Consider the following 26,021-nt stretch of genomic DNA (forward strand, 5'->3'; position numbering starts at 1 on the left):
GATTTACTTCTCGCTGCTCGGCGGCACAAGCCCTTTCAAGCGCATATACAAGGCCAGCGTCGCGTACTGCTCGTTGTCGTGCGAGACATTGCCCCAGGCCAATCCGATCCGCGACCGCTTGGCTGGTCCCAGCTCAATCATCTCCGTGAGGTTCGTTTCGGTTAGAGCACCGTAGGCTTTGTCGCATTCGGAGAAAGAAGCCTTCAGAGCGTCCACGATGACGGTCTTATCTGCCGTATCCGCCGGCGGTTTGACGATGCTGGCGGCAGCCACACCGTTCAGCGACCCGCAAATGTGGAATTGGGCTTCGGTCACATGGTTCACCACGCGCGCGAATGTCCGAATGTCCGGCGTGGGCTTATACGTGTAATCTTCCGGCGGCGTATTTTCAGCCGCCTTGATCACATTTGCTTTGACGCGGCCATAGCCGGTTTGCACTTCTCCCGACAACCCGCTGGGGGTAGCAGGCGCCTGCCCGATAGCCGCTACTCCTGAGACCAAAAGTCCCGCAATGATCAACACCGTTCGTTGCATGTTTCGCTCCTTGTTACCGCATTCAGCCTATCGAGATAGACCGCTAGGAACAAGTGAATACGCGAATCAGGCTTGATACCGGACGGTCGGGAATGAATATCGATGCCAGGAGTTTTACTTACTTCACCGCAACTGGCGCAGCAGGTCGCATGCCCGCTGCAGATCCTCATCGCGTTTGGCGAAGCAGAAGCGCAGCAGGTTCTCGCCTCGGCCGCCGGTGAAAAATGCGGTGCCGGCAACAGCGGCCACTTTGGACTCGCGCAGCAACGTGCGCGCCTTCTCTTTGGCATTCGCGCCGGGGAGACGGGAGACGTCGGCGATTACGTAGTACGCGCCCGAAGGAATCGAAGGCGTCAGGCCGGCATCGGTCAATGCAGAACACAGCTGGTCGCGCTTGGCCTGATACTCCGCAGACAGTCCTTCGTAAAACGAAGCCGGAAGCTCCATCAATCCCGCCGCGGCGCCGTACTGAAAAGGCGAGGGGCTGCAAACATACGTTAGATCGTGAAAATAGCCGATCGACCCCAGCCAGCGGCGATCCGCGGCCAAATAGCCCACACGCCAGCCTGTGATGCTGAAGGTCTTGGACAGACCTGAAATCGTAATGGTTCGCTCCGCCATGCCAGGAAGAGTCGCCGGACTGACGTGTTTCGTCCCGTCGAAGACGAAGTATTCATAGATCTCGTCGGTGAACACGAAGAGATCGTGCTGCTGTGCAAGCTCGGCAATCGCCTCCAACTCGGCGAGAGAGAAAACTTTGCCGCAGGGGTTTGCCGGAGTGTTGATGATAACGGCACGCGTCTTCGGTGTGATCGCCGAGCGCAGCCGGTCAAGATCGAGCGCCCACGTCCCCATCTCCAGCGGAACCGCCACCGGCTTCACGCGCAGGGCCAGCAGCGTGTTCAGGTGGTAGCCATAAAACGGCTCGAAGAGGATCACCTCGTCGCCTGGATCGAGCAATGCCAGCGCAGCCGCATAGAGCCCGCCTGTCGCGCCGGAGGTGACCAGCACCTCACCTTCAGGATCGACGGTGAGGCCGTTATCGCGTTGCAGCTTGCGCGCAATCGCTTCGCGTAGCGGCGCTACGCCATCGAGCCGCGTATAGATGTTGTAGCCCTCATGGATCGCCTCGATGGCGCGCCGCGCGACCGGGGCAGGCAGCTCGGTATCGCACACGCCCTGCGCAAGGTTGACTCCGCCCACACGATCGCATTCGACGGTCATGGAACGAATCTCGGATTGAACAATGTGTGGTGAAATCTGGCTGAGGCGAAGCTTATCGGCGGCTGTCGGCATAAGGGTTCTCTTCATGATGGCACTCCCCATGCCCGGAAGCCAACAGCAAACAGAGCCGTTCCTGCCACCTTCGAGGTTTGGACACGAAATGTGTCATCCACTATGCTGCGAACTGCGGCGGGCTCACTACGTTCAAACCCGGCTCAAAGAGGAATAATGACTTCGATCGGAAAGCTCTGCGGCATAGCGATCCTCTCCCTCATCGCCATCGGAGGCATGAAAGCGCAAGTTGCTGCCGGAACCGCATCCTCTGCTCCGAGCGCTGAAAAGCTGGTCTGGAGCGATGAGTTCAACGGCACGGCGCCGCAGAGCGCGCCTGATCCGCACAATTGGACTTACGATCTCGGTGGAGGCGGCTGGGGAAACGGCGAATACGAAACCTACTGCGCATACGCATCCAAAAGCACGCCATGCGATTCGGCCGCACCCAATGCTTATGTCGGCAACGACGGCTATCTGCACATCGTCGCGCGCAAATCAGGAAAGAACAGCTACACCTCGGCGAGACTGAAGACGCAGGGCCTGCAAAGTTTCCTGTATGGACGCATTGAAGCCCGCATCAAGATGCCTGCCGGGCAGGGCTTCTGGCCGGCCTTCTGGATGCTCGGCGATAACATCGATGCCGTGAAGTGGCCAGCCTGCGGCGAAGTCGACATCATGGAGAGCGTAGGGAAATTTCCCGCTACGAACTTCGGCTCCATCCACGGCCCGGGATTCACCGGCACCTCCATCACCACCAGCTATGCGCTGCCTAACGGCGGAAAATTCGCTGACGCGTTTCACACCTTCGGCATCCTCTGGTCGCCGCAAGAGATGAAGTTCTATGTCGACGATCCCGCGAACGTGTATGCCGATTACACCCCGGCAAGCCTTACCGCGGGCGGCATCTGGCCCTTCGACTCGTCGAAATTTTTCCTGATCCTCAATCTCGCGGTCGGCGGCTCGTGGCCCGGCCCTCCCGACGCGACCAGCATCTTTCCGCAGGAGATGCTGATCGACTACGTTCGGGTCTACCAGGAATCGGCCCGATAGCTCAGCTGAGAGCGACCGTCAGCTTCGTCACCGAAGACGGCGGCAGGGTAACCTTCACCGACTTGCCGCTTGCAGTCGCCTGAACAGTCTTTGCCGTTACAGCATCCGGCTGCTCGAAGGTGTTGTGAGCGTGAATCTCATCTCCCGCGAGGACCGCTGCCTCGACGGAGCCGACCGAACCCTGGCCGCGTAGAAAAATTTCCGTATCGCGGGCATCGGTTAAATGCGGATTTGTAATCGTCACGGTGACGATCTTGCCTTTCACCGATGCCGATCCATTCAGACCCCACAGCGAGCCGGCCTTCTCCGCCGCGTTTTCGTCCCATGGACCATGCACATCGGCTTGTGCTGCAAAGGTCACACCCGGCGCTGAGAACTCGGTGCGCACCGCCTGTCCTCCCTGATGAGCGGCGTACATATGGAAGACGTAGTAGTTGGGAGTGTTCACGAAGTGGTCTTCGTGCGCCAGGAAGAGCGAGTTGATGCAGTTGATGAGCTGCGCGCAGGCCGCCATTCCAACTTTGTCCGCGTTGCGCAGGAAGATGTCCAGCGTGAGCGCCGTCATGATGGCGTCGCGCATGGTGATCTGCTCGCCGAAGATGTGCGAGGGATCGAGCTCGGTGCCCATGCGATACCACGGCCCATACTCGTCGACCACCAGCTTCACGCGGTGCTCCGGATCGTAAACACCCATCGCCGACCAGTGATCGAGAATGATCCTCTCCATGCGGTTGGCCTTCGCGTAGGAGGGATAAACATCCGCCACCTCGAACTTCAACGCTTCGGGAAGGTCCGTGTAGTAATGCAGCGACAGGGCCCACGGCGGAGGGATGGGACGGTCGTGAAGAGTGCTCTCGAAAAACTTCGAGGTCCAGGCCACGTCATCCTGATTGGGACCCGATGCGACAAATTTCAGATCCAGCCCGTAGTGAGGAACCCAGGCCTGAAAGCGCCGGTACTCCGAGGCATACTGCTCGGGCGTAAAGTTGCCGCCGCAGCCCCAGCTCTCGTTGCCGATCCCCCAGTACTGCACGTTGTAGGGATCGCGCGTACCGCCCTGAGCGCGTATGTCCGCATAGGCCGTGCTTCCCGCCGGAGAATTGCAATACTCGACCCACTGGTCGAAGGCGTAGGCGGGCAGGCTGCGCAGGTTCGCAGCTATGTAGGGCTCCGCGCCGCTCAACTTGCACAGCCGGGCAAACTCATCGGTTCCGAACTGGTTGGGTTCGAACTTCACCGGCGAATTGTTGGAAAGCTTTTCCGCATGCGGCTCGTCCGCCCAGAAATCCGTCCTTTTCGGCCGCTTGTCGCGTGGCCCGATGCCATCGCGCCAGTCGTAGGAATCGGCAAAGCAGCCTCCAGGCCAGCGAATGACCGGCGCCTGGATCGCCTTCAGGCGCTCGATCAGCTGCGTTCGTATGCCGCCGGTATTCGCGATCTTCGACTTCTCGCCGACCCAGACGCCGTCATAGATCACGCCGCCCAGATGCTCGATGAAATGCCCGAAGATAGCCGGCGCGACGGTCGCGACCGGCTCATCAAGCAGGATCTCGACATGTGCGTCAGAAGTAGCAGCAAAACCGGGCCGCTGCGAAAAAACGAAGGTGGCGCCGGTAAGGGCAGAGGCTTTCAGAAACTCTCTTCGTTGCATTTCTATCCTTTTGGGAAGCGTGAGTGTTGGACCGGCGGGACCGGCGCGACTCGAATGAGAAAACATTTACCCAACTTCCGTCAAGAATCTTCTCGACCGGCCCCGGCAGCTCAGGAAGAGATTTCCAAGGCAAGCTTCTCACGGAGTGCAATCACCTCGTCACGCGACCCTCGCGCCGCCGCTTTGCGGTCGCCATAGTGACTCGCAATGCCCGAAAAAGCCAGATGCGCATGGATACCACGCAGTCCCAGCGCCGTGAGCAGGTGCGGCCCGAAAGTTATATCCGCGTAATAACAAAGATCTATCTCGCGGCCACCCGGAATTTCATACGCGACTGCCGCAGGAAACACAGGAGTTTCCCGCCGGACCGCGGCCTCAAAGAGCGCTGGAAAGAAGCCCAGCACCGAACTGCCGTCAGTACTGGTGCCCTCGGGAAAGAGCACTACCAGAACTCCTTCTTCGAGCGCCGCACCTATTTTTTTTGATACGGAATCGAGAACCGAACCGCGGCCCCGCTCCACAAAGATCGTTCCCCCGCATCGGGCAAGAATGCCGAAGAGCGGCCAGGATAAAACTTCGGATTTCGAGACGAAGATGCAGGGCATCAACGACGAGAAGAAAAGGATATCTAGGTAACTCAGATGGTTGGAAACGATCAGCCCCGAGGCAGGCAGAGATCCCGATGCGCTTACTCGCATTCCGAGCCTGCGCACGATCATGTTGCAGGCGCGATGAAGCCACAGAGCGCGAAGCCGAGGACTCACATCGCCTCGACACTGCGCCCGCAGAACTGCAAAACGAAGTAAGACTTCAAGCAAGCTGAATAAGAGGACGAGAGCGCGGAAAGCGCTGCGTACACTGCGTGCGATTACTGTTCGTCGACCAGGAACCTGTTTCTCGCCGCCGGCGATAGCTGCGCCAGGTCCAGCAAGGTCAGAAAGTCGATCGTCTTGAATGCCCTGTCCCATGCTGGTGTGCCGCAGATCCTCGCTCCCACTCCAATATAAGTCTTGAGCAGTTTCGGAACCTTGATCGGCATCTCACTGATCAGCGTCTCGCTCGAGGTCGATGCCGGAGGCAGCGCATAGGAGCTGGTGGGAACCGTCCGCAGCTCAGGAGCGACCAGGAACGAAGAAAGCTGTCCGAAAACAGTCCAGCCCGATTGAGGATCTTCCGAGTTCAGCGAGGAGCAGCCGATCAGGTACCGGAGTCCATAAAACTTCGCGTACTGTGCGATGCCGCGCCAAAGCAAATTCAAAACCTCGCTCGAGCGATGGTCGCGGTCGATGGACGCGCGGCCAAGTTCCAGAACTTCAGAGCGAATCCGCTCGTAGGGCGTGAAGTCAAATTCCTGGGCGCTGTAATATCCGATGTTGCGCTTGGCCATGGCTCCGGATTGCATCCGGTAGGTTCCAACAATCTCGCCTCTGGAGCGATCCTCGACGATGAGGTGGTCGCAGAATAGATCGAACTCGTCCTGATCCATCCCCGTGGAGTAAGAAGAGGACAAACCCTCCCCCAGTTCAATATTGAAGACCTTGAAACGCAGACGGCATGCGGATTCACGCTCGGCCAGGGACTGGGCAACTCGAATCTGGTACTTACCCGTCTCAATCGAGATCCAAGGTTGGAAGGCGGCAGGAGGTACTACCGGGACACTCTGGTGAAAATTGCCAGCATCCGCAATCTCGAAAGTACCCGCCGCACTCGAGTTGAGCCGGCGTGGCTTCCTATGCCCGTAAGAGGAGATCATGCGCATATCATGCGCTGAGAATCTTGAACAATTCTTAAAGTATTGCGAAAACAAAGCTAATTCTCGATGAACGAGACACTATAGGATGAGTTGAAGCATTCTTAATTTTTGGAGAAGAAAATCGTCCGATCCCGAAGTCGTAATACGTTGATAGGGTGGACCTGCTGTTCTTCAATGAGTGAAGTAAATGCAGTTAACTAGGAAGGGTAATCAAAACAACACATGACACGTGAACAAATCATTGCGTCGATTGACGACGAACTTGACCGACTTCATCAGGTAAGAAAGCTACTGCAAAGTGCGGGTAGCCAGAGTTTTACTGGAATAGCAACTGGCAAGGCCGCTCCTAAACGGATCCTCAGTCCGGAAGCCCGCCAGCGCATCGCCGCCGCGCAAAAGCGCCGCTGGGCCAAGCAGCGGAAAGAGACGTCCGCTACCGTGGCGAAAAAGTAACAAGGATGTTGAAGGTCAAACTGCTGCATCCTGAAGCTCAGCCGCCAACGGTCAACTATGCAGGGAGCGACCTGGGCTTCGACCTCTACTCTGTAGAAGATGTTCTCCTCCCCCCGGGGGTTCCAGTCAAAGTTCGCACGGGCATAGCGGTAGAAGGGCCGACTGGCTGGGGCTTCGTTCTCGGCGATCGATCCTCCATGGCCGCAAAAGGTATCACCTATGCCGGTGGCCGCATTGATGCGGGATATCGCGGAGAGCTTCTCGTCTGCCTTATCAATATCAATCAGCCTGACTACACGATCCAGTCCGTACGCGACGATTCGGGCCGGCTCACTGACGTGACGCTCGCCCGCACCGACGCCAGCGTCCATATCCGCAAAGGAGACAAGATCGCGCAGATGTCTCCCTTCGAATCCCGCACCTCTTTGGAAATTGTGGTGGTCGAGGAGTTATCGGAAAGCGGCCGTGGCGCAAAGGGTTTTGGCTCGTCCGGCCGCTAACGGGTCTTACTTACAGATAGTTTTTACTTGCGAAGATAAGCGTCGGTTCCATCGAGCCAATCGGCGCGAGGCGGCGTGAAGACATCCAGGTCAACGGTGTCTTCCAAAGCTTCCGCGCTGTGCGGCAAATTTGGCGGTATCACCAGTACCTCTCCGGCGCGAACGACGACCTCCTCGCCGTCTCCTAGAACAAACTTCAATGCCCCTTCGAGTATGTAGGTTATCTGCTCATTGGGATGATTGTGACGCGGCACGATGCAGCCTTTGCGCAGCGTGATTCGCGCCAGCATTCCCTGTTCGCCGTGAACAAACTGACGATCCAGCAGTGGATTCATGTGGTCCACCGGTATCTTGGCAAAGCTGGTGTACTTCCATTTCTCTGACATGGCAATCCCCTTCTCTTCACAGACTATAAGACGAGGGACACGGCGATGAGTCAGTGCGAATCAGGCGGTGATGCTGCGATATTCCGTCCGAAGTGAAAGGTCGGCCCCACCGAATAGCGTACCGTCCATGTCCCATTGGCGAGCAGGTCATTGAAGAGTCTCCAGTAGACGAGATCGGCCTGCAGGCGAATGCCGAAATGCCGCGTCGCATTCCATTCGCCGCCTCCACCGAAACCATAGAAGCCCGTCCAATCCACCTTGGAACCCGCGGGCACAAGCTGCTCCACGATGGCTGTAGCTACCGGATCTGCCGGGCGCGGGGTGACCGTTTGCCGGATCGCCCCCAGCGACGGTCGTACGAAGAGAGTGACCGGCTTGAGATGCCGATACGTGAGTTGTGGCCCCAATGCAAAGGTTTGGGAAAAAGCATTCGTTGGAACGACCAGCTGGTAGCTGGGCGGAATCAACCCTGCCGCGATCAGCTCTTCGATCTCCAGCCCCAGCTCCTGCTGAAGGGATGTCTTGAGCAGGTTCGGCGTGAGCGCGTTGTGGCCGCTCACCACCGAATAATCGAATCCGAGAGAGAGCCAGGTGCGCAGACTCTCGCCGGCCTGGAGATGGAAGCCGCGTTCCGCCAGATTCAGCTCCGGCGTCTCGAAGCCTGTAAATCCTGCGTAGAGATCGTATCGTCTGACGTCCGTTTGTTGAGCGTGAACCTGAAGGGCCGGCAAAGAGACTGCGAGCACGAGAAGGAGTTTGCGTGCGTCCGTTGGAAGGAACATGTGAGCTCCCGGCGGACGATTCGGAACTGCACTACCCTCGTCCGATTCCCGCCGTATCAAACGCGTGAATAGTCTCGCTTGTCAACAAGTTGTGAATTGACGGGTCCAGGGCCTCGATTTGCCGCTAAAGTCCGGTTTCGCACTACAATATTTGGAAGGCACCGCCCCGGAGGAAGCTCTGTATCCTCCCTGGGTAGCGGTGCATCTTTTTTATATGATCGAAATTCCGGTACCTGAAGCCCTGACTTTTGACGACGTCCTGCTCGTGCCCGCTTACAGCGACGTGGTTCCTGCCCAAGTAAGCACCCAGACGCGTCTTACCAGGCGCATCCTGCTCAATACGCCGCTGTTGAGCGCGGCCATGGACACCGTGACCGAGTCGCGCCTGGCCATCGCCATGGCCCAGCAGGGCGGAATCGGGATTGTTCATCGCAATCTCACTCCCGACCAGCAGGCCAGCGAGATCGACAAGGTCAAGCGGTCAGAAAGCGGCATGATCGTCGATCCGGTCACCATGACTCCGGATCAGCTTATTTCCGATGCCCTCGAAGTCATGCGACGCTACAAGATTTCAGGCGTTCCGGTCACCAAGGACAAGAAGCTGGTGGGAATCCTCACCAATCGCGACCTTCGCTTCGAGACGCGCACCGACATCCCCATTCGCGATGTCATGACCAAAGAAAATCTCATCACCGTCCCGGTGGGCACCACCCTCGAAGAAGCCGAGCTCATTCTGCACAAGCACCGCGTCGAGAAGCTCCTGGTGGTCAACGGCGGCTACGAGCTGAAGGGGCTGATCACGGTCAAGGACATCCAGAAGAAGCTGAAGTATCCCAACGCCTCGAAGGACGACCAGGGGCGCTTGCGCGTAGGCGGAGCCATCGGCGCGACCGGCGACTTCCTGGAACGTGCTGCGGAGCTGGTGAAAAACCGCGTCGACGCGCTTTCGATCGACTCCGCACATGGTCATTCCTCGCGCGTTCTCGAAGCCGTGCGCCTGGTCAAGAAGCAGTTCCCCGATGTCGATCTCCTCGCCGGCAATATCGCGACCTATGAAGGCGCGAAGGCCCTGATTGAAGCCGGAGCGGACGCCGTAAAGGTCGGAATCGGCCCAGGATCGATCTGCACCACGCGCATGGTCACCGGCGCAGGCATGCCGCAGATCACCGCGGTCAGCGAGGCCTTCCGCGCGGGTCGCGAATTCAATATCCCGATCATCGCCGACGGCGGAATCAAGTACTCGGGCGATGTCGCCAAAGCCATCGCGGCCGGAGCCAGCGCTGTCATGATCGGATCGCTCTTTGCGGGCGTCGACGAGAGCCCGGGCGAGACGATCCTGTACCAGGGACGAACCTTCAAGGCTTATCGCGGCATGGGCTCGCTCTCCGCCATGGCGCAGGGCTCAGGCGAACGCTACTTCCAGGGCACGCAGGATCTTCCCGAAGCCGCAACCCGCAGCGAAGGCGTCGTCACCCGCGAGCGCAACGGCCAGAATCGCCTCGCCAAGTACGTCCCCGAAGGCATTGAAGGACGTGTTCCTCATCGCGGACCGCTCGAAGCCATGATCTACCAACTGGTTGGCGGCCTGCGTTCGGGCATGGGATATCTCGGCTGCGGAACCATCGAAGAGCTGCAGACCAACTCGCGCTTCGTGCGCATCTCCAACGCCGGCCTACGCGAAAGCCACGTCCACGACGTAATCATCACCCGAGAAGCCCCCAACTACCACGTCGAATAGGACTGGCCGTCCAGGCGTCCGCCGCTTCGCGGCACACATTGGTCCTCAATTTGTTTGAGTATTTACTCGATGCTCCATCCTTCACAGTTTTCTTGTTAAGGGTGGGAGACCGTTAGTTTCTTGGGCCCAAAGATCCGCTCCGCTTGCGTAGAATCACCTTCCGCCGCGTGCGCCAGTCTTCATTCAAACCAATAACTTCCCACGGAATCTCCGCCGCGAGATAGCTAAGAACTGTATCGGTCGCGGGATGAATCCTCAGCGCGGGCGCGATCAGGTAAAGCATCGGCGGCTGATCGGAAAGCTCGATGCCCGGGAAGTAGCCATGCCGCTGAAACGCCTGTTCGCGATGCAGCTTCCGAACCCGGCACCAGTAGTCGAGCGCCTGCAGCGGCAGGTGAAGATCGTCATCGGCTTTCACCTCGATCACTGCCAGCTGACCGGAGTGCGTAACTGTGAGCAGGTCCAGCATTCCCCGATCGCCTGCTGACAATGCCGGCACCTGTGTGTAAATCATCTCCGCTCGAATGCCCGGCTCGAGCTCTGCGATATCCCTTCGCAGCGCGGACTCCAGCCATCGCTCGGGTTGAAGACGATACAGAGGATTGCGCAGGGTTCCGCTTTCGCAGCGATTCTCAAAAAGCCGCTGGGTGAGATCGCGAAAGAGATCCTCGTTCTCGGGAGTGAGCGGAGTTTCATTCGCTCCCGCTCCAAACGTGACTTCATCATGGATCGCGAAGGAATTGGCTGCGAATTCGCGGCGGATGCGGGCAAACTCCAGCCCATGCAAGGCCAGAGAGACCTCCGCCGGTCCGTTGGCTCGCAGCTCCGCCGTCGCACGCAGCCCCGGGTCCAGTAACCCCAGCACGCGGTCGATTGCCTTGCCGCAGCGCTCCAGAGCCGTCCGTGGATTGAAGGCATGCATCAGCTTTACCTGGAGATTGCCGCTCTCGCTGCAGTCGATCACGGCAAGTTCTTCCGACCGCGCGTCCAGTTCGTAGAGCTCGTACTTGGCCGCGAAGCGATTGAGCCACGCCATGCGCGCTTTGATCGTGCGCGATGTCCCGGCGGGAACGACTACCTTCAGCCCCTCGAAAAATCTCTTTCCGTCTCCCTGCTCGCGGCAGTGAGCCAGCCACAGAATGCCCAGGGTGAGAATGCCGTCGATGGTCGCAGGCGATTCTTCTGAATTGACCGCAATCAGAGCCCAGTTCGTCATACCTCGACGCAGCACGCCGCGGGTATAGGCCGGCCCGAAGCTGTGCTCCAGATCGGTTGCGGTGCGCAGGTTGTCGACCGACCAGCCGGGGAAAGCCCGGGTGAGCACCCGCTCCAGCAGATGCTGATAGCGGGTCCGTGCCAGGTCGCGTGTCGAAGGAGAGCGATGGTCGCGAGTCGGAACGATTTCGAAGAATTGCGGGCGGCTTTGACCAAAGCGGCGGCTCTCGATGCGCAGCGAGTCTTTGCGCTCCCGCACACCGCAGACGGTGCGCACCATGTTCCGCTCTTCCGACCAGAGATGGAGCAGGCAGCGCCCGTTTTCGGAGCTCAGAGAATACCGCGCTGACGCCATGTCGAAGATGACGCGGCCATCTTCCAGCACGGCAGCCTGGGGATTTTCGATGAAAAAATCGTCCAGCACACGGACCAGATCCGTAGCAGGGCTTTCAGCTTCGACGGGGGGCATGGCTGCGATGATGCAGCCCGCCAAAATGCCCCGGCAAGCGAATTGCTACCAGCCGCGACTCTTTCGTAACTCGGTGATGTGGGCGATGTGATGGCGGCAGTGCCAGTCGTACATGGCCGCGACTTTGGCCACAGTCGTGGGGCCGCCTTCCGAATGCTTGTAGCCCTTCTGCCAGTCTTCCGGCGTTAGAGACTCGAAAAGCGCAACCCACCGCCGGTGGACCGGCTCCAGCAGTTCAAGCGAGATTTCGACTGGAAGGGTGCGCGCGTCGGAGAGCTCTGCCCACGATTTTTCGTCGTAAGCCAGCGCCACGGGCCAATCTTCGGTCAAAGCCTGTCGCGTGCGGCAATAGGCGTTCATGTGACTGTCGGCGACATGGTGAACGAGCTGCCGGACCGTCCATCCGCCTTCGCGGTAGGGAGTATCGATCTGGACGCGGCTCAGGCCGTCCACGGCGGCGCGCATATTTTCAGGGGTAGCTGCCAGCGTCGCGATGTGGCCGCGAAGCTGCTCGGCGTCGATGGTTTCAGACGAGACAAATCGCCCGATGGGATACCTTGAATCGAAATTCACAATGCTTGCCATGCAGACTGAAGTATCCCACAGGAGAGTTGGAACGGGTGCAGCGTCCAGTTACAGACACCCGTTTCCGGCTTCCGGCTAGGCGTGACGGTGGTGGCGATGGTGACGGCGGTGGTGGTGATGAACCGGCTGGGCAAAAGCCGAAGCCGAAAACACCAGCACCAGGGAGAGCAAAAGAAGCTTCTTCATGGCACCATCCTAGCAATAACAGCAGAGGGAAGGTTGAGAAGGTTTCGACAGGGCTCTCAGAAGTTACCACGCCACGCATTCACTCTCCGACCCCGAAAAGCATAGAATTGAGGAAGCAGCTTCAGAAATCCACAGGGTGGGTATGGCGCAGTCGCAGTCCGGGAACCATAAGCAATATTTTTTCGATAAGTTCGGTCTCACCGAGCGGGTGCTCGAACGCTGCCTGGGCGAGGCTCTTTCCGCCGGCGGAGATTATGCCGATCTCTATTTCGAATCAGTAGCTTCCACCTCGATTGGGCTGGATGAGTCGCTGGTCAAGTCGGCCAGCCACGGAGTCAGCGCAGGCTGCGGAATCCGTGTTGTGAGCGGCGAGCGCACCGGCTACGCTTATACCGATAACCTGTCCGCCGACCGACTGCTGCATGCGGCCAAGACGGCCGCCCTGATCGCCAGCGGACCCGCCAAGCAGCCCGTTGTCGGCTTCAAGGAGACGGTAGCAGCGCCCAGCCTCTACCCCGCTCCAGCGTTCGACATGGACACCGATCTCTCCGCGAAATTGGACCTCGTTACGCGCGCGGATCGCACTGCCCGCGCATTCGACACACGGGTGACCCAGGTTCGCGCCGGCTATTCCGATGAGCTGCGCCGCATCCTCATCGCCGCCTCGGACGGCACCTTTGCGAGCGACACCCAGCCTCTGGCCCGGCTCAACGTCTTTGTGCTGGCCAAGGAAGCGGATCGGACCTCCAAGGGCACCTCGGGCGGAGGCGGCCGCGTCGAAATCGATTTCTTCCAGACCGAAAAAACCCCGGAGCATTTTGCCCGGGAGGCCGCCCGGCAGGCCATTCTCCAACTGGGTGCGATTGCGGCTCCGGCCGGCGAGATGGAAGTGGTGCTCGGCCCGGGCTGGCCCGGAGTTTTACTGCATGAGGCGGTGGGACATGGCCTCGAAGCCGATTTCAACCGCAAGAAGACCTCAGCCTTTGCTGGCTTGATAGGGAGATCGGTAGCCAGCTCTAAGGTCACGGTCGTCGATAATGGAACCATGCCCGGCCGTCGCGGCTCGCTTCATGTGGACGACGAGGGCTCAGCAACCCAGGAGACGGTACTCATCGAGAACGGCATTCTCAAGGGATATCTCAGCGACAAGCTTTCCGCGCGGCTCATGAACATGCCTCATACCGGCAACGGCCGCCGCGAAAGCTACCAGCAGATCCCCATGCCGCGCATGACCAACACTTATATGCTGGCCGGCGAGGACGCTCCCGAAGACATTATCCGCAGCGTAAAACGTGGCCTGTATGCGGTGAACTTCGGCGGCGGGTCGGTGGACATCACCAGCGGCAAATTTGTTTTTTCGGCCAGCGAAGCCTACCTCATCGAGGACGGCAAAGTAACCGCCCCGGTGCGCGACGCGACGCTGATCGGCAATGGTCCGGAGGCTCTGAAGTATGTCTCCATGGTAGGCAACGACCTTGCGCTGGATGAAGGCGTTGGGACCTGCGGCAAAGATGGACAAAGCGTTCCAGTAGGCGTCGGTATGCCGACAATCAAACTGGATCGCATGACGGTGGGCGGCACTGGCAGCAGATAATTAAACAGGAGACACAGATTATGGATGTTGTCGGAATTAAGAGACATTTCACTACGCCCGAAGGCACGCGTATTTATGACTGGGAAACGATCTCGGTTTTTGAGGCCCTCAAGCTGGCCGAGCCAATGTTGCGCTGCTCAGAGTGCCACGGCGCCGTGCGCCTCTATCGCGCCGCTCCCGATGGAAGCACTGCATCGCGCGCCGAGCATCGCAAGCGGAACCCCGGCTGCTCGCTCGACGAACGCTTCGACGGCACCAAGAAGATGGCAGAACTGGCAATCGTCTAAGCGGCTTTTGATTGACGGCTCATGGCCACCCCCTCATGGCCTCATGGGACGTTTCTGAAGGGTACCGGCTTTCGCCGGTACGCACGATTGCGGCTTCGGCCGCCAAGAGTTAGCTGCGGCCTCCGCACGAAAATTCCAACCTCCAGCCCCAATAGCGAACGATGGCGCAATGACCACCTTGATTGATAGCAAGACCGACCTGAAACAGCTGGCTGCCCACATCGTAGAAAAAGCAGTGAAGGCGGGCGCGAGCGACGCCGAGGTAACCATTCGCGAGGGCGATGAGTTCTCCACCCTGGTGCGCATGGGCGAGGTGGAGACGCTGAAGGAGTCCGGTTCGCGAGGCATGGGGCTGCGCGTGCTGATGGCAGCGGACAACGGCTATCGCGTGGCCAGCACCTCCAGCAGCGATTTTTCTACCGAAGGCGTCGAGCATCTGGTCAAAGGGGCGCTCTCGCTGGCTCGCGTCACCTCGGAAGATCCCTTCGCAGGGCTGGCCGAAGCCGGCGAATTCGGCTCGCTTCCCGGCGACCTCCAGCTTTATCACGAAGACGTCTACTCGCTGCCGACGGCCGAGCGCATCGACTACGCACGCCGCGCCGAAGCTGCAGCGCTCAGCGCAGACACCCGCATTACCAACTCTGCCGGGGGCAGCTTCGACGCCTCAACCGGACGCAAGATTTTCGCCAACTCCAGAGGCTTTACCGGCGAATACCAGGCCTCCTCGTGCTCCGTCTCCTGCAGTCCGATTGCGTTGGGCAAGAGCGGCGAGATGCAGCGCGATTACTGGTACACCTACGCTCGTTCGCTGGCCAGGCTGGCCTCGCCCGAATCGGTAGGCATCGAAGCCGCGCGCCGGACTCTGCGCCGTCTCGATGGCCGCCGCGTCAAGACCCAACAAGTGCCGCTGGTCTTCGCCCCGGAGATCGCGCGTTCACTGATCGGAGCCATCTTCGACGCGGCCAGCGGCGATAGCATCTATCGCGGCGCATCCTTTTTCACAGGGAAGCTCGGGGAACAGGTTGCGGCGGAAGCCATCACCGTGATCGACGACGGCACCATGGTCGGCGGCTTCGGAACATCGCCTTTCGATGGCGAAGGACTACCCTCTCGCCGTACGGTGATCGTCGAACGCGGGGTGCTCTCAAACTATCTGCTCAACACCTACACTGGCCGCAAGCTGGGCATGAAGAGTACGGGCAACGCCTCGCGGGGACTGGCGGGCAATCCCGGCACCGGCGCAGGAAATGTCTATCTCGCGGCAGGCGAGCAGACGCCGGAAGAGATTCTGCGCTCGGTCTCATCCGGCCTTTACGTCACGGAACTGATCGGCCAGGGCGTGAACATGGTTACGGGCGATTATTCGCGGGGAGCATCCGGCCTATGGATCGAGAATGGCGAACTGACCTATCCTGTGCAGGAGATCACCATCGCTGGCAACCTGAAAGAGATGTTCCGCAACATCACCTCCATCGGGAACGACCTGGTATTCCGAGGATCGGTGGCGTCGCCGACTTTGCGTGTGGACGGCATGACCATCGCCGGGGAGTAAACAGGGTGTCTTGTAGGATGAACCGGCGTGCTCTCCAGCTCTCTTAACTTCGATCCGGCCAATCCGTCCTGGAGCGATATCCCCGCGCAGGCGGGAATCTTTGCCCTCTTCGCAGCGGACGCGCGCTCCGAGCCATACCTGAGCCGCACCCCCAACCTGCGAAAGCGGCTGCGCCGCCTGCTCGATCCCCGACCCGCATCCAAGCCGGAGCAGTCAAAGCGCCTCCGTCTGGCGCAAAGCGTCGCCCGCATCGAATACACGCTCACGGGCTCTGATTTCGAGGCGTGGCTGCTGCTCTACCATGCCTCGTTCACCGCCTTCGGCGAGCGGGCGCGCAAGCGCCTGCACCTCAAGCCGCCTATCTTCCTGCGCATGACGATGGAGAACGCGTATCCCCGGGTCTGTGTGACCAACCGCATCGCGAAATCTGCGGAAAACGATCTCTTCGGGCCGTTTCCCTCCCGCAACGCGTCCGAGAGCTTTCTCGAATCGACGCTGAATCTCTTCGAGCTGCGCCGATGCACAGACGATCTCCACCCCGATCCTGATTTTCCCGGCTGCGTGTATTCGGAGATGAAGAAGTGCATGGCCCCCTGCTTCAAGGGCTGCAGCGATGAGCGCTATACGCAGGAGGCCGCCGCCGTGCATGCATTTCTGGCCACGCACGGCCAGAGCCTGATCACCGATCTGACCCGGCAACGTGACGCCGCCTCCGCGGATCTCGATTTCGAGCGCGCCGCCGAGATTCACTTGCGACTGGCAAAAGTGGAGACCGCCATTACCGGCATTTCTCCGGCCGTACATCCTCTCGCGGAGTTGAATGGGGTGATCGTGCAGCCAGCGGTGAACACGGCCAACGAGGGGGAGTGGGTTTCTCTGTTCCTGCTGGCCAAGGGATGCCTGAGCGGCCCGGTTCCCTATTCCGTCGCAGGTATGCGCCACCACAACGAGCACTCGGGATCGTCCTCGCTCTTCGCCCAGCCGGTCGCGGTCGAGGCGGTGCCCCTCCAGGAGGGCGGCGCCCCGGCGGTCCAGCTTGCTTCTCGAGACACCTTAGAAGCCCGGTTGGATGAGGTTCTGGGGAGCCTGCGCAGCCGCACAGCCGAAAACCGGGGAGGTCCGCAGACCGTCGCCGATCATCTATGCCTCTTCAGCCGCTGGTATTATCGCCCGCAGGCTAGGCGCATTGGAGAAGTGTGTTTCGCCGAGCCCGGTGGAGAGATTCCGAAAAGGCCGCTGCTACGCGCCATTTCGCGGGTTTACCGGCAGGGGCTAACCCCGTTGGTGCCGGAATCGTAACGACTACGGCTGGACGCCCTGTTCAAATTCGCGGGCGATTTCCTGAACGGTCGTTGCTTGCAGCCACCGATGCCGTTCACGCGTGTAGTCTCCACTCCCTGCCCGGTAGACCCGGAGGAATCGCGCGAGGCCGTCAACGCCGAATTCCCGGCAAAGGAGGTGCAATGCATGGCGCTCGAATTGCTCATCCGTCATCTGGTCGAGAGTAATCATGGCAGCGCTACCTTCAACCATTTTATCGGATTCGCCACCGCAACTCTCGGTTTTCCGAGACCGCGCGCGACCTGACGGAGAAACCGATCATCGGTAGTCAACAGAACATCCACGTGCGCATCCTCGGCGCAAGCGAGGTGCAGGGCGTCGAAAGCTCCAAATCCAAGTGCTTCGAGCGTTTCCGCGCGCTCGATGATGGCAGGGCTGACTGTCAAAATCTCTTGAGCAAACGAGAGTAATGCCAAGGCGTCCTGCCTTTTATCGCGATCAGGATTTCTTTTTATCTCGGATTTAAGAACGACACTCGCCACCCAGAAAACCTGACCTTGCTGTATCCCATGGAAAATTGCCTGGACGGCCTCAGCTTCGTTGCGAATTCTTAGCTGACTTTGATCGTCCGTGAGCCGATTTAAGGCGCAGGCATCCAGGTAAATCTTTCGCACACTCTCTCCCTTGCAAGCACCGTCCTCTGGGGAAGAGTAGGCACGGCCTTTACCGATAGCAAATACTTATTCCGCGATGCCGCAGTTTTCACAGGCGGCTGCTAAACTTGTGTCATCTTGGTTGAGCTTCTTCCATCCATTCTGTCCGCGGACTTTGCCCGTTTGGGCGAAGAAGTCCAGGCCGCCGAGCGCGGCGGTGGCACGGTTATCCATGTCGATGTGATGGATGGCCATTTCGTGCCCAATCTCACGCTCGGACCTCCCGTGGTCAAGTCGTTGCGCAGGGTCACTCACCTGCCGCTCGACTGCCACATGATGATCGAGAATCCCGACGACTTCGTTGAGGCGTTTGCCGATGCCGGCGCCAATTGGATGAGCGTTCATTACGAGGCCTGCCGCCATCTGCACCGCACTTTGGAGCTGATCGCGCATCACGGCATGCAGCCGGCGGTGGTCATCAACCCGGCCACCGAGGTCGACCTGCTGATTCCTATCCTCGGCATGGTGCATCATGTCCTGGTCATGAGCGTGAACCCCGGATTTGGCGGACAGAGCTTCATCCCCTATTCGCTCAATAAGATCCGGCGGCTTAAAGAACTTCGCCAGGAATTGGGCCTGAGCTATAGGATTGAAGTAGATGGCGGCGTCGCTCACGACACCATAGCCTTGGTCGTCGAAGCAGGAGCGGAGCTTCTGGTCGCTGGAAGCGCTGTCTTCTCGGGAGGCAATCCGGAACAGGACGCGCGGGAGCTGCTCGAAGCGGCGCAATTGGCTGCCGAGCGGATGGAGTCCGATTCACGGATCGCAACCGGCAACCAGTCGTAAGCAGCAGGCAAGAGTGTTTTGTGAAGTTTGAGGTGTTATGAATCGCGTTATTACCCAGATTGCCGTTGTAGGACTGTGCGCAGCGCTCATGCCCCCGGCGTATGCTTTCAGCACCAAAAAGAAGAAACAGAGCGACCTGTCCTCGAATCCGCTGGCAAATGTGAAATCCAAGCAGCCGGACAAAGAGCTCTTCGACAAAGCCATGCTGGCTCTGAAGAAGGGCAAGTTCGACGTGGCCCGCCTCGATCTGCAGACTCTCCTGAACACCTACCCGGAAACCGAGTACGCCATGCGCGCCAAGCTGGCCATCGGCGATACCTGGTACCGCGAGGGCGGGTCGGCGGCTCTGCAGCAAGCTGAGGCCGAATACAAGGACTTCATCACCTTCTTTCCCAACACCCCCGAGGCGGCGGAAGCGCAGATGAAAGTCGGCGACATCTACTTCCAGCAGATGGACAAGCCGGATCGCGATCCGCAGAATGCCATTCACGCCCAGCAGGAATATCGGACCATGCTGCAGGATTTTCCCGACTCCCCGCTGATCCCGCGCGCTAAGCAGCGCCTGCGCGAAGTGCAGGAAGTTCTGGCCCAGCGGCAGTTCGAGGTCGGATCTTTCTATGCGTTGCGCGAGAACACCGGAGCGGCAATCGCCCGCCTGCAGACGGTCGCCGATACTTATCCGCTCTTCAGTCATAGCGACCAGACGCTGATCACGCTCGGCGACCAATACGCGACCCAGGCACAGAAGGTCAGCCAGCTGAATATTCCTCCCGGGGCCAAGGCCGAGCTCATCAGGGTCTACAACGATCGGGCCGGCGCAGCCTGGGAGCGTGTTGTGTTGCGCTATCCCATGGCGCCTCACGTGGAAGATGCCAAGGATCGCCTGATTGCCCTGGGCCGGCCGGTGCCCGAGCCTACGCAGCAGGAGTTGGCTGAGAGCGAAGCCGAAGAAGGCAGTCGCGTCAATGTGAAGCTCAAGGACCGCGCCCTGCTGATGATCAAACATGGTCCCTCCACCGTGCAATCGGCGCGCGTGGGCGAACCATTGCTCAGCGATCCGACACCGACGCTTGCTCCCGACGTCAACAAGCAGACGATGGCAACCTTCACGGCAGCGATGAAGGGTGAGCCAATTCCTGGAATCTCGCCGAAGACCGGCGAAGATTCCACCGCCACAGCAATCAGCCAGGGTACGGCTCCGCCGCGTACCGATCAGCCGGCTCCTGCCCTCAAATTTGACACTGTTCCCGATGCCGGCGGCTCTCCGGGCAGCACTGTCACCGTTGAAATCCCGAGTGACTCCGCCGCTTCTACCGGCAACGCTGCGGGATCGGGTGACGGCGGTAATGCCGGCACTCCGGCAGCCAGCGGGATGGTCGCTCCCAATGCGGTTGCCGCTCCAGGTTCGGCTGCAATCTCCCGGCCGCTCCACGAAGGCTCTCCGGACGCAGTTGTGACCGCACCTGCATCGACCCCTGCTGTCGCCGGAGTCGGTCCCGTCGAAAACAAGCCGCTGCCGGCAATCGATAAGCCTGCCGAAGCGCCCAACCAGATCAACGATGCCAAGGGCGGCGGAGCGCAGGTCAACACCGGCGCAACGGCCAGCGGAAAGAAAGCCAAGAAAGCACCCTACAACTCGAAGGATGAATCTTCGAGCAAGCACAAGAAGAAGAAGGGTCTGGATAAGGTCAACCCCTTCTAACGCGGGGTTGCTCTAATGTTCTGAGGGCCGCCTTCGGGCGGCCTTTTGATTTGAGTCTCAATTGTCGAGACCTGCGCTTTGCACTCGAACCACCCGGCTATACACCCGCCGGAGAATCCTCTATCGTGAAGAGTTGGACTGTCAGAAATGCCCCAAGACCTTGAGAAAGCTTATGATCCCGGCGCGATTGAAGATCGCTGGGCCGCCTACTGGGTAAACGAACGCCTGTTCGAAGTGCCGTCGCCGGAATCCGTGCCGGAGCGCGATCCGTTTACCATCCTCTTGCCTCCACCGAATGTGACCGGCCGACTGCACATGGGCCACATGCTCAACCAGACGGAGATGGACATCCTCACCCGCTGGCACCGCATGTGCGGCGACACTACGCTCTGGCTGCCGGGCACCGATCACGCTGGCATCGCCACGCAGATGATGGTGGAGCGCCAGCTTGCCGGAGAAGGCAAGAAACGCCAGGACGTAGGCCGGGAAGCGTTCATCGAACGCGTCTGGCAGTGGAAAGAACATTATGGCGGAGCCATTCTTGGCCAGATGAAGCGCCTCGGCGCCAGCGTGGATTGGTCGCGCGAATACTTCACCATGGACGAGAATCTCTCCGTCGCGGTGAGGGAAGCCTTCGTCCGCCTGTATGAACAGGGACTGATCTATCGCGGCAAATACATCGTCAATTGGGATCCGATTCAGCAGACCGCCGTCTCTGACCTCGAAGTGACGCACGAGGAGCGAGCCGGCAAGCTTTACCACATTCGCTATCCGCTCGCCGATGGCAGTGGTTCGATCGTGATCGCCACCACGCGGCCGGAAACCATGCTCGGCGATACCGCCGTGGCCGTAAACCCCGACGACGCCCGCTATCTCGCCTTCCATGGCAAGCTTCTGCGCCTGCCGCTAAGCGGTGTAAACGGCGGAGCCGAGCGCGAAATTCCCATCGTCACCGATAGCTGGGCCAATCCCGAGTTCGGAACGGGCGCGGTTAAAGTCACGCCCGCACACGACCCCAATGACTTCGCCATCGGGGTGCGCCACAATCTCCCCCAGCTGAGCATCATGGACGAGGCCGCACGCATCGAGCTGCCCGGCTCGCCGTATCACGGTCTCGATCGCTATGCAGCGCGCGAGAAGATTGTCGAAGACCTGCGCGCTCTCGATCTGCTGGTCGACGTGAAAGACCACGCCATGGCCATCGGCCTCAGCCAGCGCAGCGGCGCAGTCGTTGAACCGCGTCTCTCGACGCAATGGTTTGTCAAAATCCAGCCGCTCGCCGACAAGGCCATTGCCGCCGTCGAGCAGGGACACATCAAATTCACGCCGGAGCAGTACGCGAAGACCTATTTCGAGTGGATGCGCAACATCCATGACTGGTGCATCTCTCGCCAGCTCTGGTGGGGCCATCGCATTCCCGCGTGGCACTGCGAAGCCTGCGGGCAGATCACTGTTTCTCGCGCGGATAAACCGGCAAGCTGCGCGGAGTGCGGAAGCGCTGCGATACACCAGGATACGGACGTCCTCGATACCTGGTTCTCTTCCGGCCTGCTGCCATGCTCGGTATTCGGATGGCCGAAGCACACGCGCGATCTCGATATTTTTTATCCGACTTCTCTGCTCGTCACCGGCTTCGACATCCTCTTCTTCTGGGTGGCGAGGATGATCATGCTGGGCTGTCATTTCATGCTTGAGATGCCCATGGCCAACGGCGACAAACGAACGCTCAAAGACGCCGTGCCCTTCCGCGAAGTTTATATTCACGCGCTGGTGCGCGACGCCGACCGCCAGAAGATGTCGAAGACCAAAGGCAACGTCATCGACCCTATTGAGATCGTCGAGAAGTACGGGACTGACGCCGTGCGCTTCACGCTGGCGGCGATGGCCTCGCCGGGCACGGACATCGCCTTCAGCGAAGCCCGGACCGAGGGCTATCGCGCCTTTGCCAACAAGATCTGGAATGCAGCGCGATTCATCTTCATGAACGAGGAGCGCGCCGCGCTCGGAGGCGTCGAAGTCAGCCGCAACACTCTGATCGATTCCTTCGGACCCGACGAAAACGCGCCCATCGAAGCGCGCTGGATCGTCTCGCGCCTCAACCACACTGCCGCTGATGTGAATGAGGCTTTGTCCGAATATCGCTTTCACGAAGCTGCGAACCTCGTCTATCAGTTCTTCTGGGGCGACTTCTGCGATTGGTACCTGGAGATCGTGAAGCTGCGCCTCGACTTCACGGAAAACGCCGACAAGCGGGCCGCAAAGGCCGCGCTCACCACGCTTCTGGCGACCTTCGAAGCAGCGCTGCGCATGCTCTCGCCCTTCATGCCCTTTATCACCGAAGAGCTTTGGCACGCTCTCTACAACGGCAATCCTCCGGCGAAGTCGATTGCCCTGTCGCGCTATCCGCAGCCGTTTGACGAGGCCCTCGACCTCGCTGTCGAGTCTGAGATGGCAACGTTGCAGGATCTGATCGTCAATATTCGCGCAGCGCGCAAAGAGCTGGAAGTGCCCGAGAGAGAGTCGGTGCCGGTGCGTGTTCGCACCACCCACGACAACTCTTTCGGAGACGCACTCCTGATCATTCAGCGCCTCGCACGGGTCTCGACTCTCGATCCCGTCGAGAATATTGAAGGATCTGGGATTCGATCGACGCCTGCGTTTGATGTGCAGGTCGTTTATGAGCGCACTGTCGATGTCGCCGCAGAGCGCGAGCGACTGACCAAGGAGTTGGCGCAATTCGAGAAGGAGCAAGCCAATGCCCAGCGGCAGCTTGCGAACGAAGGCTTTCTCGCGAAAGCTCCGGCACATATCGTTGATGGCATCCGCAAGCGCGCCGCGGAGCTCGTAATACTGATCGAGAAAACCCGCAGGTCGCTCGACCAGCTGGGATAGAGGCTATATGGATTGGAAAAGCAAGAAGATTGAAGCCATCCTGGAGCAGGCATTGGTCGAGGACAAGGCCACCAGCGACGTGACGACCGCCATCACCATCGATCCCGCGCTGCGCGCCTCGGCAACGGTCATTGCCAAGCAGGATTGCGTCATCTGCGGTCTCGGCTGCATTCCACGCTTTCTCGATATCTACGCGCGCCTCGACAAACGTAACAGTGGCCGTTACGAAGTGGTCAGCCATCCGGAGATGTTCGACGGCGTGCGAGTGAAGAAAGGCCAGGCCATCGCCGTCATCCGGCACAATGCCCGGGTGATTCTTGCCTGCGAGCGCGTCATCCTCAATCTCATTCAGCGCATGAGCGGCATCGCCACCCTCACCCGCCAATATGTAGACGCGGTCTCCGGGACCAAAGCCAAGGTACTCGATACGAGAAAGACCATCCCCGGACTGCGCGTGCTCGACAAGTATTCCGTTCGCTGCGGCGGCGGAGAAAACCATCGGCTCGATCTCTCCGACGGCATTCTCATCAAGAACAATCACATCTCGCTCGGCGGCGGCATCGAGAAGGTTCTGGCGCGGGCACATGAGCTTCGTAAGGCCGGCCAGACCATCGACATCGAGGTCCGCACCTTCGACGAGCTGCGCACCGCGCTCGATCACCGCGCCGAGTCGCTGCTGCTCGACAACATGACGCCGGCGGAGATCAAGAAAGCGCTTGCCATTATTGCTGAGCACGGTTCGTCCATTCCGACCGAGGCATCGGGCGGAATTCAGCTCGAGAACATCCGGAAATACGCTCTGGCCGGGGTCGATTACATCTCCGTCGGCGCGCTTACGCACTCCGCGACTGCCGTCGACCTCAGCATGCGCATCACTGCGGAGATCTACTAAAGCATGAGCTTGGATGGAAGCGTGAGCGGGAGCACGGTGTCTGCAGCTCCAAGCGGCTTTGATCTCGCCGCACTCGATGCTGCACTCAGCGGGACGCGCTTCGCCGGCAAGCTGCGCCTCTTCCCGACCATCCCTTCGACCAACACCCACGCCATGAAGGAAGCCGAGTCGGGCGCACCCGAGGGCATGGTGTACTTCGCCGATGAGCAGACTGCGGGACGCGGACGCGGCGCTCATGCCTGGGCCTCGCCGCCCGGCTCCGGCCTGTATGTCAGCGCGCTGTTGCGGCCGCGTATGGCTCCAGCCGACGCTCTGTGGTTTTCACTCGCGGCTGGACTTGCCGTGCATGATGCGGTGAAACAGGTGACTTCGCTCGAAGCCGATCTGCGCTGGCCGAATGATTTGCTGCTGGGCCATAAGGGGAGAAGCCGGAAATTCTGCGGCATCCTCACCGAGCTCAATGCCGAGGCGACACACGTGCGCCATCTGGTCATCGGCATCGGCATCAATGTTCATCAGCAGCGCTTTCCTGACGAGCTGCATAATTTTGCGACGTCACTCTACATCGAGACGGGCCGCGATTGGCCGCGCCAGGAGCTTCTGATTGCCTTGCTACAATCGTTGGACGTAGAAGCGACAGCTCTGACCTCTTCTCCAACGACTGCGCAGGCAAACATCCTGGCGCGATTAGAGCAGGTTTCATCCTGGGTGCGCGGAAAACATGTCTACGTGGAAGATCAGGACGGCTTCGAAGGGGTGACCGAGGGCCTTGATCCTCGCGGCTTCCTGCAGATTCGCACTGCCGGCGGACTACGAACCGTCTTCTCCGGCGGCGTACGCGAACAAAAAACGATCAACCGGTGACCCCATGCTGCTGACGCTTAACGTAAACAATACGAATACGGTTATCGCGCTCTATCCGATTACGGACGGCAAGCCCGGAGAGCTGCGCATCACCTGGCGCATCAGCACGCGGCATACGCAAACCGCAGATGAATACGGCATCCTGATTCGCAACCTGCTTCAGGGCGAAGGCGTGCAGAGCGACGAGATCACCGGCATCGTTATCGCGTCGGTGGTTCCTCCGATCGACTGGATTTTGCGCCAGTTCTGCGAGCGTTATTTCAAGCAGAAGCCGATGTTCATCGAGCCCGGAGTCAAGACCGGTCTGCCTATCCTCACTGACAATCCCAGCGAAGTGGGCGCCGACCGTGTAGCCAATTGCGTAGGAGCCTTTGAGAAATACGGCGGCCCTTGCATCGTCGTGGACTTCGGCACGGCGACGAACTTCGATGTCATCTCACGCAAGGGCGAGTTTCTCGGCGGGGCCATCGCACCGGGTCTGAATATCTCCGCAGAAGCGCTCTTCGCACGCGCCGCGCGGCTTCCACGCATCGAGATCAAGCGGCCAGCAAAGGTTATCGGCACCAACACCGTCGATAACTTACAAATTGGATTGTTTTACGGACACATCGGTCTGGTCGACAGCATTCTCGAACGCATGATCGCCGAGCTGGGCCCAGACACGATTTGCATCGCGACCGGTGGTCTCGCAAACTTGATCGCAGGTGAATCGAAATACATCCGCCAGGTGGACGACACCTTGACGCTGGAAGGATTGCGGATCATTTACGAACGCAACATTGAGCGCAATCTGGAGCGCAGCCAGGACCGCAGCCGCGGCGGCAAACAAAAGCCGCCATCGAGCGCGCACGATACGCGCTCCCCGAAGCTCTGAGCCG

25 protein-coding genes are annotated in these 26,021 nt (G+C 59.7%); 14 read left to right on the plus strand and 11 right to left on the minus strand.

Annotated features, from left to right (window positions below):
* Positions 1–3: 3 nt before the first annotated feature.
* Both XX99_RS13835 and XX99_RS13840 read right to left on the minus strand, forming a co-directional pair.
* The gene (locus XX99_RS13835; RefSeq protein WP_050059952.1) at positions 4–534 is read right to left on the minus strand and encodes a DinB family protein; all 531 of its coding nucleotides are present in this window, start codon (positions 532–534) and stop codon (positions 4–6) included.
* A gap of 123 nt (positions 535–657) precedes the next feature.
* The gene (locus XX99_RS13840) at positions 658–1,845 is read right to left on the minus strand and encodes a pyridoxal phosphate-dependent aminotransferase (RefSeq protein WP_231581332.1); all 1,188 of its coding nucleotides are present in this window, start codon (positions 1,843–1,845) and stop codon (positions 658–660) included.
* 141 nt (positions 1,846–1,986) lie between these two features.
* Here XX99_RS13840 and XX99_RS13845 point away from each other — a divergent pair, with 141 nt between their 5' ends.
* Complete coding sequence (locus XX99_RS13845; protein ID WP_050059954.1) at positions 1,987–2,862, plus strand: glycoside hydrolase family 16 protein; 876 nt, start codon at positions 1,987–1,989, stop codon at positions 2,860–2,862.
* Position 2,863: 1 nt separating this feature from the next.
* Here the strand turns inward: XX99_RS13845 and XX99_RS13850 are convergent, their stop codons facing one another.
* The 3 genes from XX99_RS13850 to XX99_RS13860 all read right to left on the minus strand — a co-directional run bounded on the left by XX99_RS13850 (position 2,864) and on the right by XX99_RS13860 (position 6,266).
* Entirely contained in the window at positions 2,864–4,513 is a 1,650-nt protein-coding gene (locus XX99_RS13850; RefSeq protein ID WP_050059955.1) for an alpha-N-arabinofuranosidase, read from the minus strand.
* Positions 4,514–4,623: 110 nt separating this feature from the next.
* A complete protein-coding gene (locus XX99_RS13855) occupies positions 4,624–5,277 on the minus strand; it encodes a lysophospholipid acyltransferase family protein (protein WP_050059956.1) in 654 nt (217 codons plus the stop codon).
* 104 nt (positions 5,278–5,381) lie between these two features.
* Positions 5,382–6,266: a GNAT family N-acetyltransferase gene (locus XX99_RS13860; protein ID WP_082125553.1), complete on the minus strand. Its 885-nt coding sequence runs from the start codon at positions 6,264–6,266 to the stop codon at positions 5,382–5,384.
* A 222-nt stretch (positions 6,267–6,488) separates the two neighbouring features.
* On the opposite strand from XX99_RS13860, the gene XX99_RS13865 reads away from it, so the two are divergent.
* Together XX99_RS13865 and XX99_RS13870 are read left to right on the plus strand one after the other, a co-directional pair.
* Positions 6,489–6,719, plus strand: coding sequence for a hypothetical protein (locus tag XX99_RS13865; protein ID WP_050059957.1), 231 nt, complete (start codon positions 6,489–6,491; stop codon positions 6,717–6,719).
* Positions 6,720–6,724: 5 nt separating this feature from the next.
* Positions 6,725–7,219 (plus strand): dUTP diphosphatase, encoded by a 495-nt coding sequence (locus tag XX99_RS13870; RefSeq protein ID WP_050059958.1) that lies wholly within the window; start codon positions 6,725–6,727, stop codon positions 7,217–7,219.
* 23 nt (positions 7,220–7,242) lie between these two features.
* Here XX99_RS13870 and XX99_RS13875 read toward each other — a convergent pair whose 3' ends face one another.
* Both XX99_RS13875 and XX99_RS13880 read right to left on the minus strand, forming a co-directional pair.
* Entirely contained in the window at positions 7,243–7,605 is a 363-nt protein-coding gene (locus XX99_RS13875) for a cupin domain-containing protein (RefSeq protein WP_050059959.1), read from the minus strand.
* 50 nt (positions 7,606–7,655) lie between these two features.
* The gene (locus XX99_RS13880; protein WP_050059960.1) at positions 7,656–8,387 is read right to left on the minus strand and encodes a hypothetical protein; all 732 of its coding nucleotides are present in this window, start codon (positions 8,385–8,387) and stop codon (positions 7,656–7,658) included.
* A gap of 214 nt (positions 8,388–8,601) precedes the next feature.
* On the opposite strand from XX99_RS13880, the gene guaB reads away from it, so the two are divergent.
* A complete protein-coding gene (gene guaB, locus XX99_RS13885; protein ID WP_050060139.1) occupies positions 8,602–10,125 on the plus strand; it encodes an IMP dehydrogenase in 1,524 nt (507 codons plus the stop codon).
* Positions 10,126–10,237: 112 nt separating this feature from the next.
* Here the strand turns inward: guaB and XX99_RS13890 are convergent, their stop codons facing one another.
* Positions 10,238–11,809 carry a PDDEXK family nuclease gene (locus tag XX99_RS13890; RefSeq protein WP_050060140.1) on the minus strand — a complete coding sequence of 524 codons (1,572 nt, stop codon included), beginning with the start codon at positions 11,807–11,809 and terminating at the stop codon, positions 10,238–10,240.
* A gap of 45 nt (positions 11,810–11,854) precedes the next feature.
* Positions 11,855–12,394 (minus strand): YfiT family bacillithiol transferase, encoded by a 540-nt coding sequence (locus tag XX99_RS13895; protein ID WP_050059961.1) that lies wholly within the window; start codon positions 12,392–12,394, stop codon positions 11,855–11,857.
* Between the two features lie 328 nt (positions 12,395–12,722).
* Here XX99_RS13895 and tldD point away from each other — a divergent pair, with 328 nt between their 5' ends.
* The 4 genes from tldD to XX99_RS13915 all read left to right on the plus strand — a co-directional run bounded on the left by tldD (position 12,723) and on the right by XX99_RS13915 (position 17,312).
* Complete coding sequence (tldD, locus tag XX99_RS13900; protein WP_050059962.1) at positions 12,723–14,174, plus strand: metalloprotease TldD; 1,452 nt, start codon at positions 12,723–12,725, stop codon at positions 14,172–14,174.
* A 20-nt stretch (positions 14,175–14,194) separates the two neighbouring features.
* The gene (locus tag XX99_RS13905; RefSeq protein WP_050059963.1) at positions 14,195–14,461 is read left to right on the plus strand and encodes a hypothetical protein; all 267 of its coding nucleotides are present in this window, start codon (positions 14,195–14,197) and stop codon (positions 14,459–14,461) included.
* Positions 14,462–14,630: 169 nt separating this feature from the next.
* Entirely contained in the window at positions 14,631–16,013 is a 1,383-nt protein-coding gene (locus tag XX99_RS13910) for a TldD/PmbA family protein (RefSeq protein ID WP_050059964.1), read from the plus strand.
* Positions 16,014–16,040: 27 nt separating this feature from the next.
* A complete protein-coding gene (locus tag XX99_RS13915) occupies positions 16,041–17,312 on the plus strand; it encodes a UvrB/UvrC motif-containing protein (protein WP_050059965.1) in 1,272 nt (423 codons plus the stop codon).
* 3 nt (positions 17,313–17,315) lie between these two features.
* Here the strand turns inward: XX99_RS13915 and XX99_RS13920 are convergent, their stop codons facing one another.
* Complete coding sequence (locus XX99_RS13920; protein ID WP_050059966.1) at positions 17,316–17,525, minus strand: hypothetical protein; 210 nt, start codon at positions 17,523–17,525, stop codon at positions 17,316–17,318.
* On the minus strand, positions 17,522–17,968 hold the full coding sequence (locus XX99_RS13925) for a type II toxin-antitoxin system VapC family toxin (RefSeq protein WP_050059967.1): 447 nt from the start codon (positions 17,966–17,968) through the stop codon (positions 17,522–17,524). Before XX99_RS13925 ends, XX99_RS13920 begins: the two co-directional genes overlap by 4 nt.
* 117 nt (positions 17,969–18,085) lie before the next feature.
* Between XX99_RS13925 and rpe the strand changes: the two genes are divergently transcribed.
* From rpe to XX99_RS13955, 6 genes are all read left to right on the plus strand, one after another.
* A complete protein-coding gene (gene rpe / locus XX99_RS13930) occupies positions 18,086–18,793 on the plus strand; it encodes a ribulose-phosphate 3-epimerase (RefSeq protein ID WP_050059968.1) in 708 nt (235 codons plus the stop codon).
* Between the two features lie 37 nt (positions 18,794–18,830).
* On the plus strand, positions 18,831–20,495 hold the full coding sequence (gene bamD / locus XX99_RS13935) for an outer membrane protein assembly factor BamD (protein ID WP_050059969.1): 1,665 nt from the start codon (positions 18,831–18,833) through the stop codon (positions 20,493–20,495).
* Positions 20,496–20,642: 147 nt separating this feature from the next.
* On the plus strand, positions 20,643–23,387 hold the full coding sequence (locus tag XX99_RS13940; protein WP_050059970.1) for a valine--tRNA ligase: 2,745 nt from the start codon (positions 20,643–20,645) through the stop codon (positions 23,385–23,387).
* Positions 23,388–23,394: 7 nt separating this feature from the next.
* Positions 23,395–24,279, plus strand: a complete 885-nt coding sequence (gene nadC, locus XX99_RS13945) for a carboxylating nicotinate-nucleotide diphosphorylase (RefSeq protein ID WP_050059971.1) — start codon at positions 23,395–23,397, stop codon at positions 24,277–24,279.
* Positions 24,280–24,282: 3 nt separating this feature from the next.
* A complete protein-coding gene (locus XX99_RS13950) occupies positions 24,283–25,143 on the plus strand; it encodes a biotin--[acetyl-CoA-carboxylase] ligase (RefSeq protein WP_050059972.1) in 861 nt (286 codons plus the stop codon).
* A 4-nt stretch (positions 25,144–25,147) separates the two neighbouring features.
* Complete coding sequence (locus XX99_RS13955; RefSeq protein ID WP_050059973.1) at positions 25,148–26,017, plus strand: type III pantothenate kinase; 870 nt, start codon at positions 25,148–25,150, stop codon at positions 26,015–26,017.
* Positions 26,018–26,021: the final 4 nt, after the last annotated feature.

The organism is Silvibacterium bohemicum, assembly GCF_001006305.1.
Lineage (GTDB): Bacteria > Acidobacteriota > Terriglobia > Terriglobales > Acidobacteriaceae > Silvibacterium > Silvibacterium bohemicum.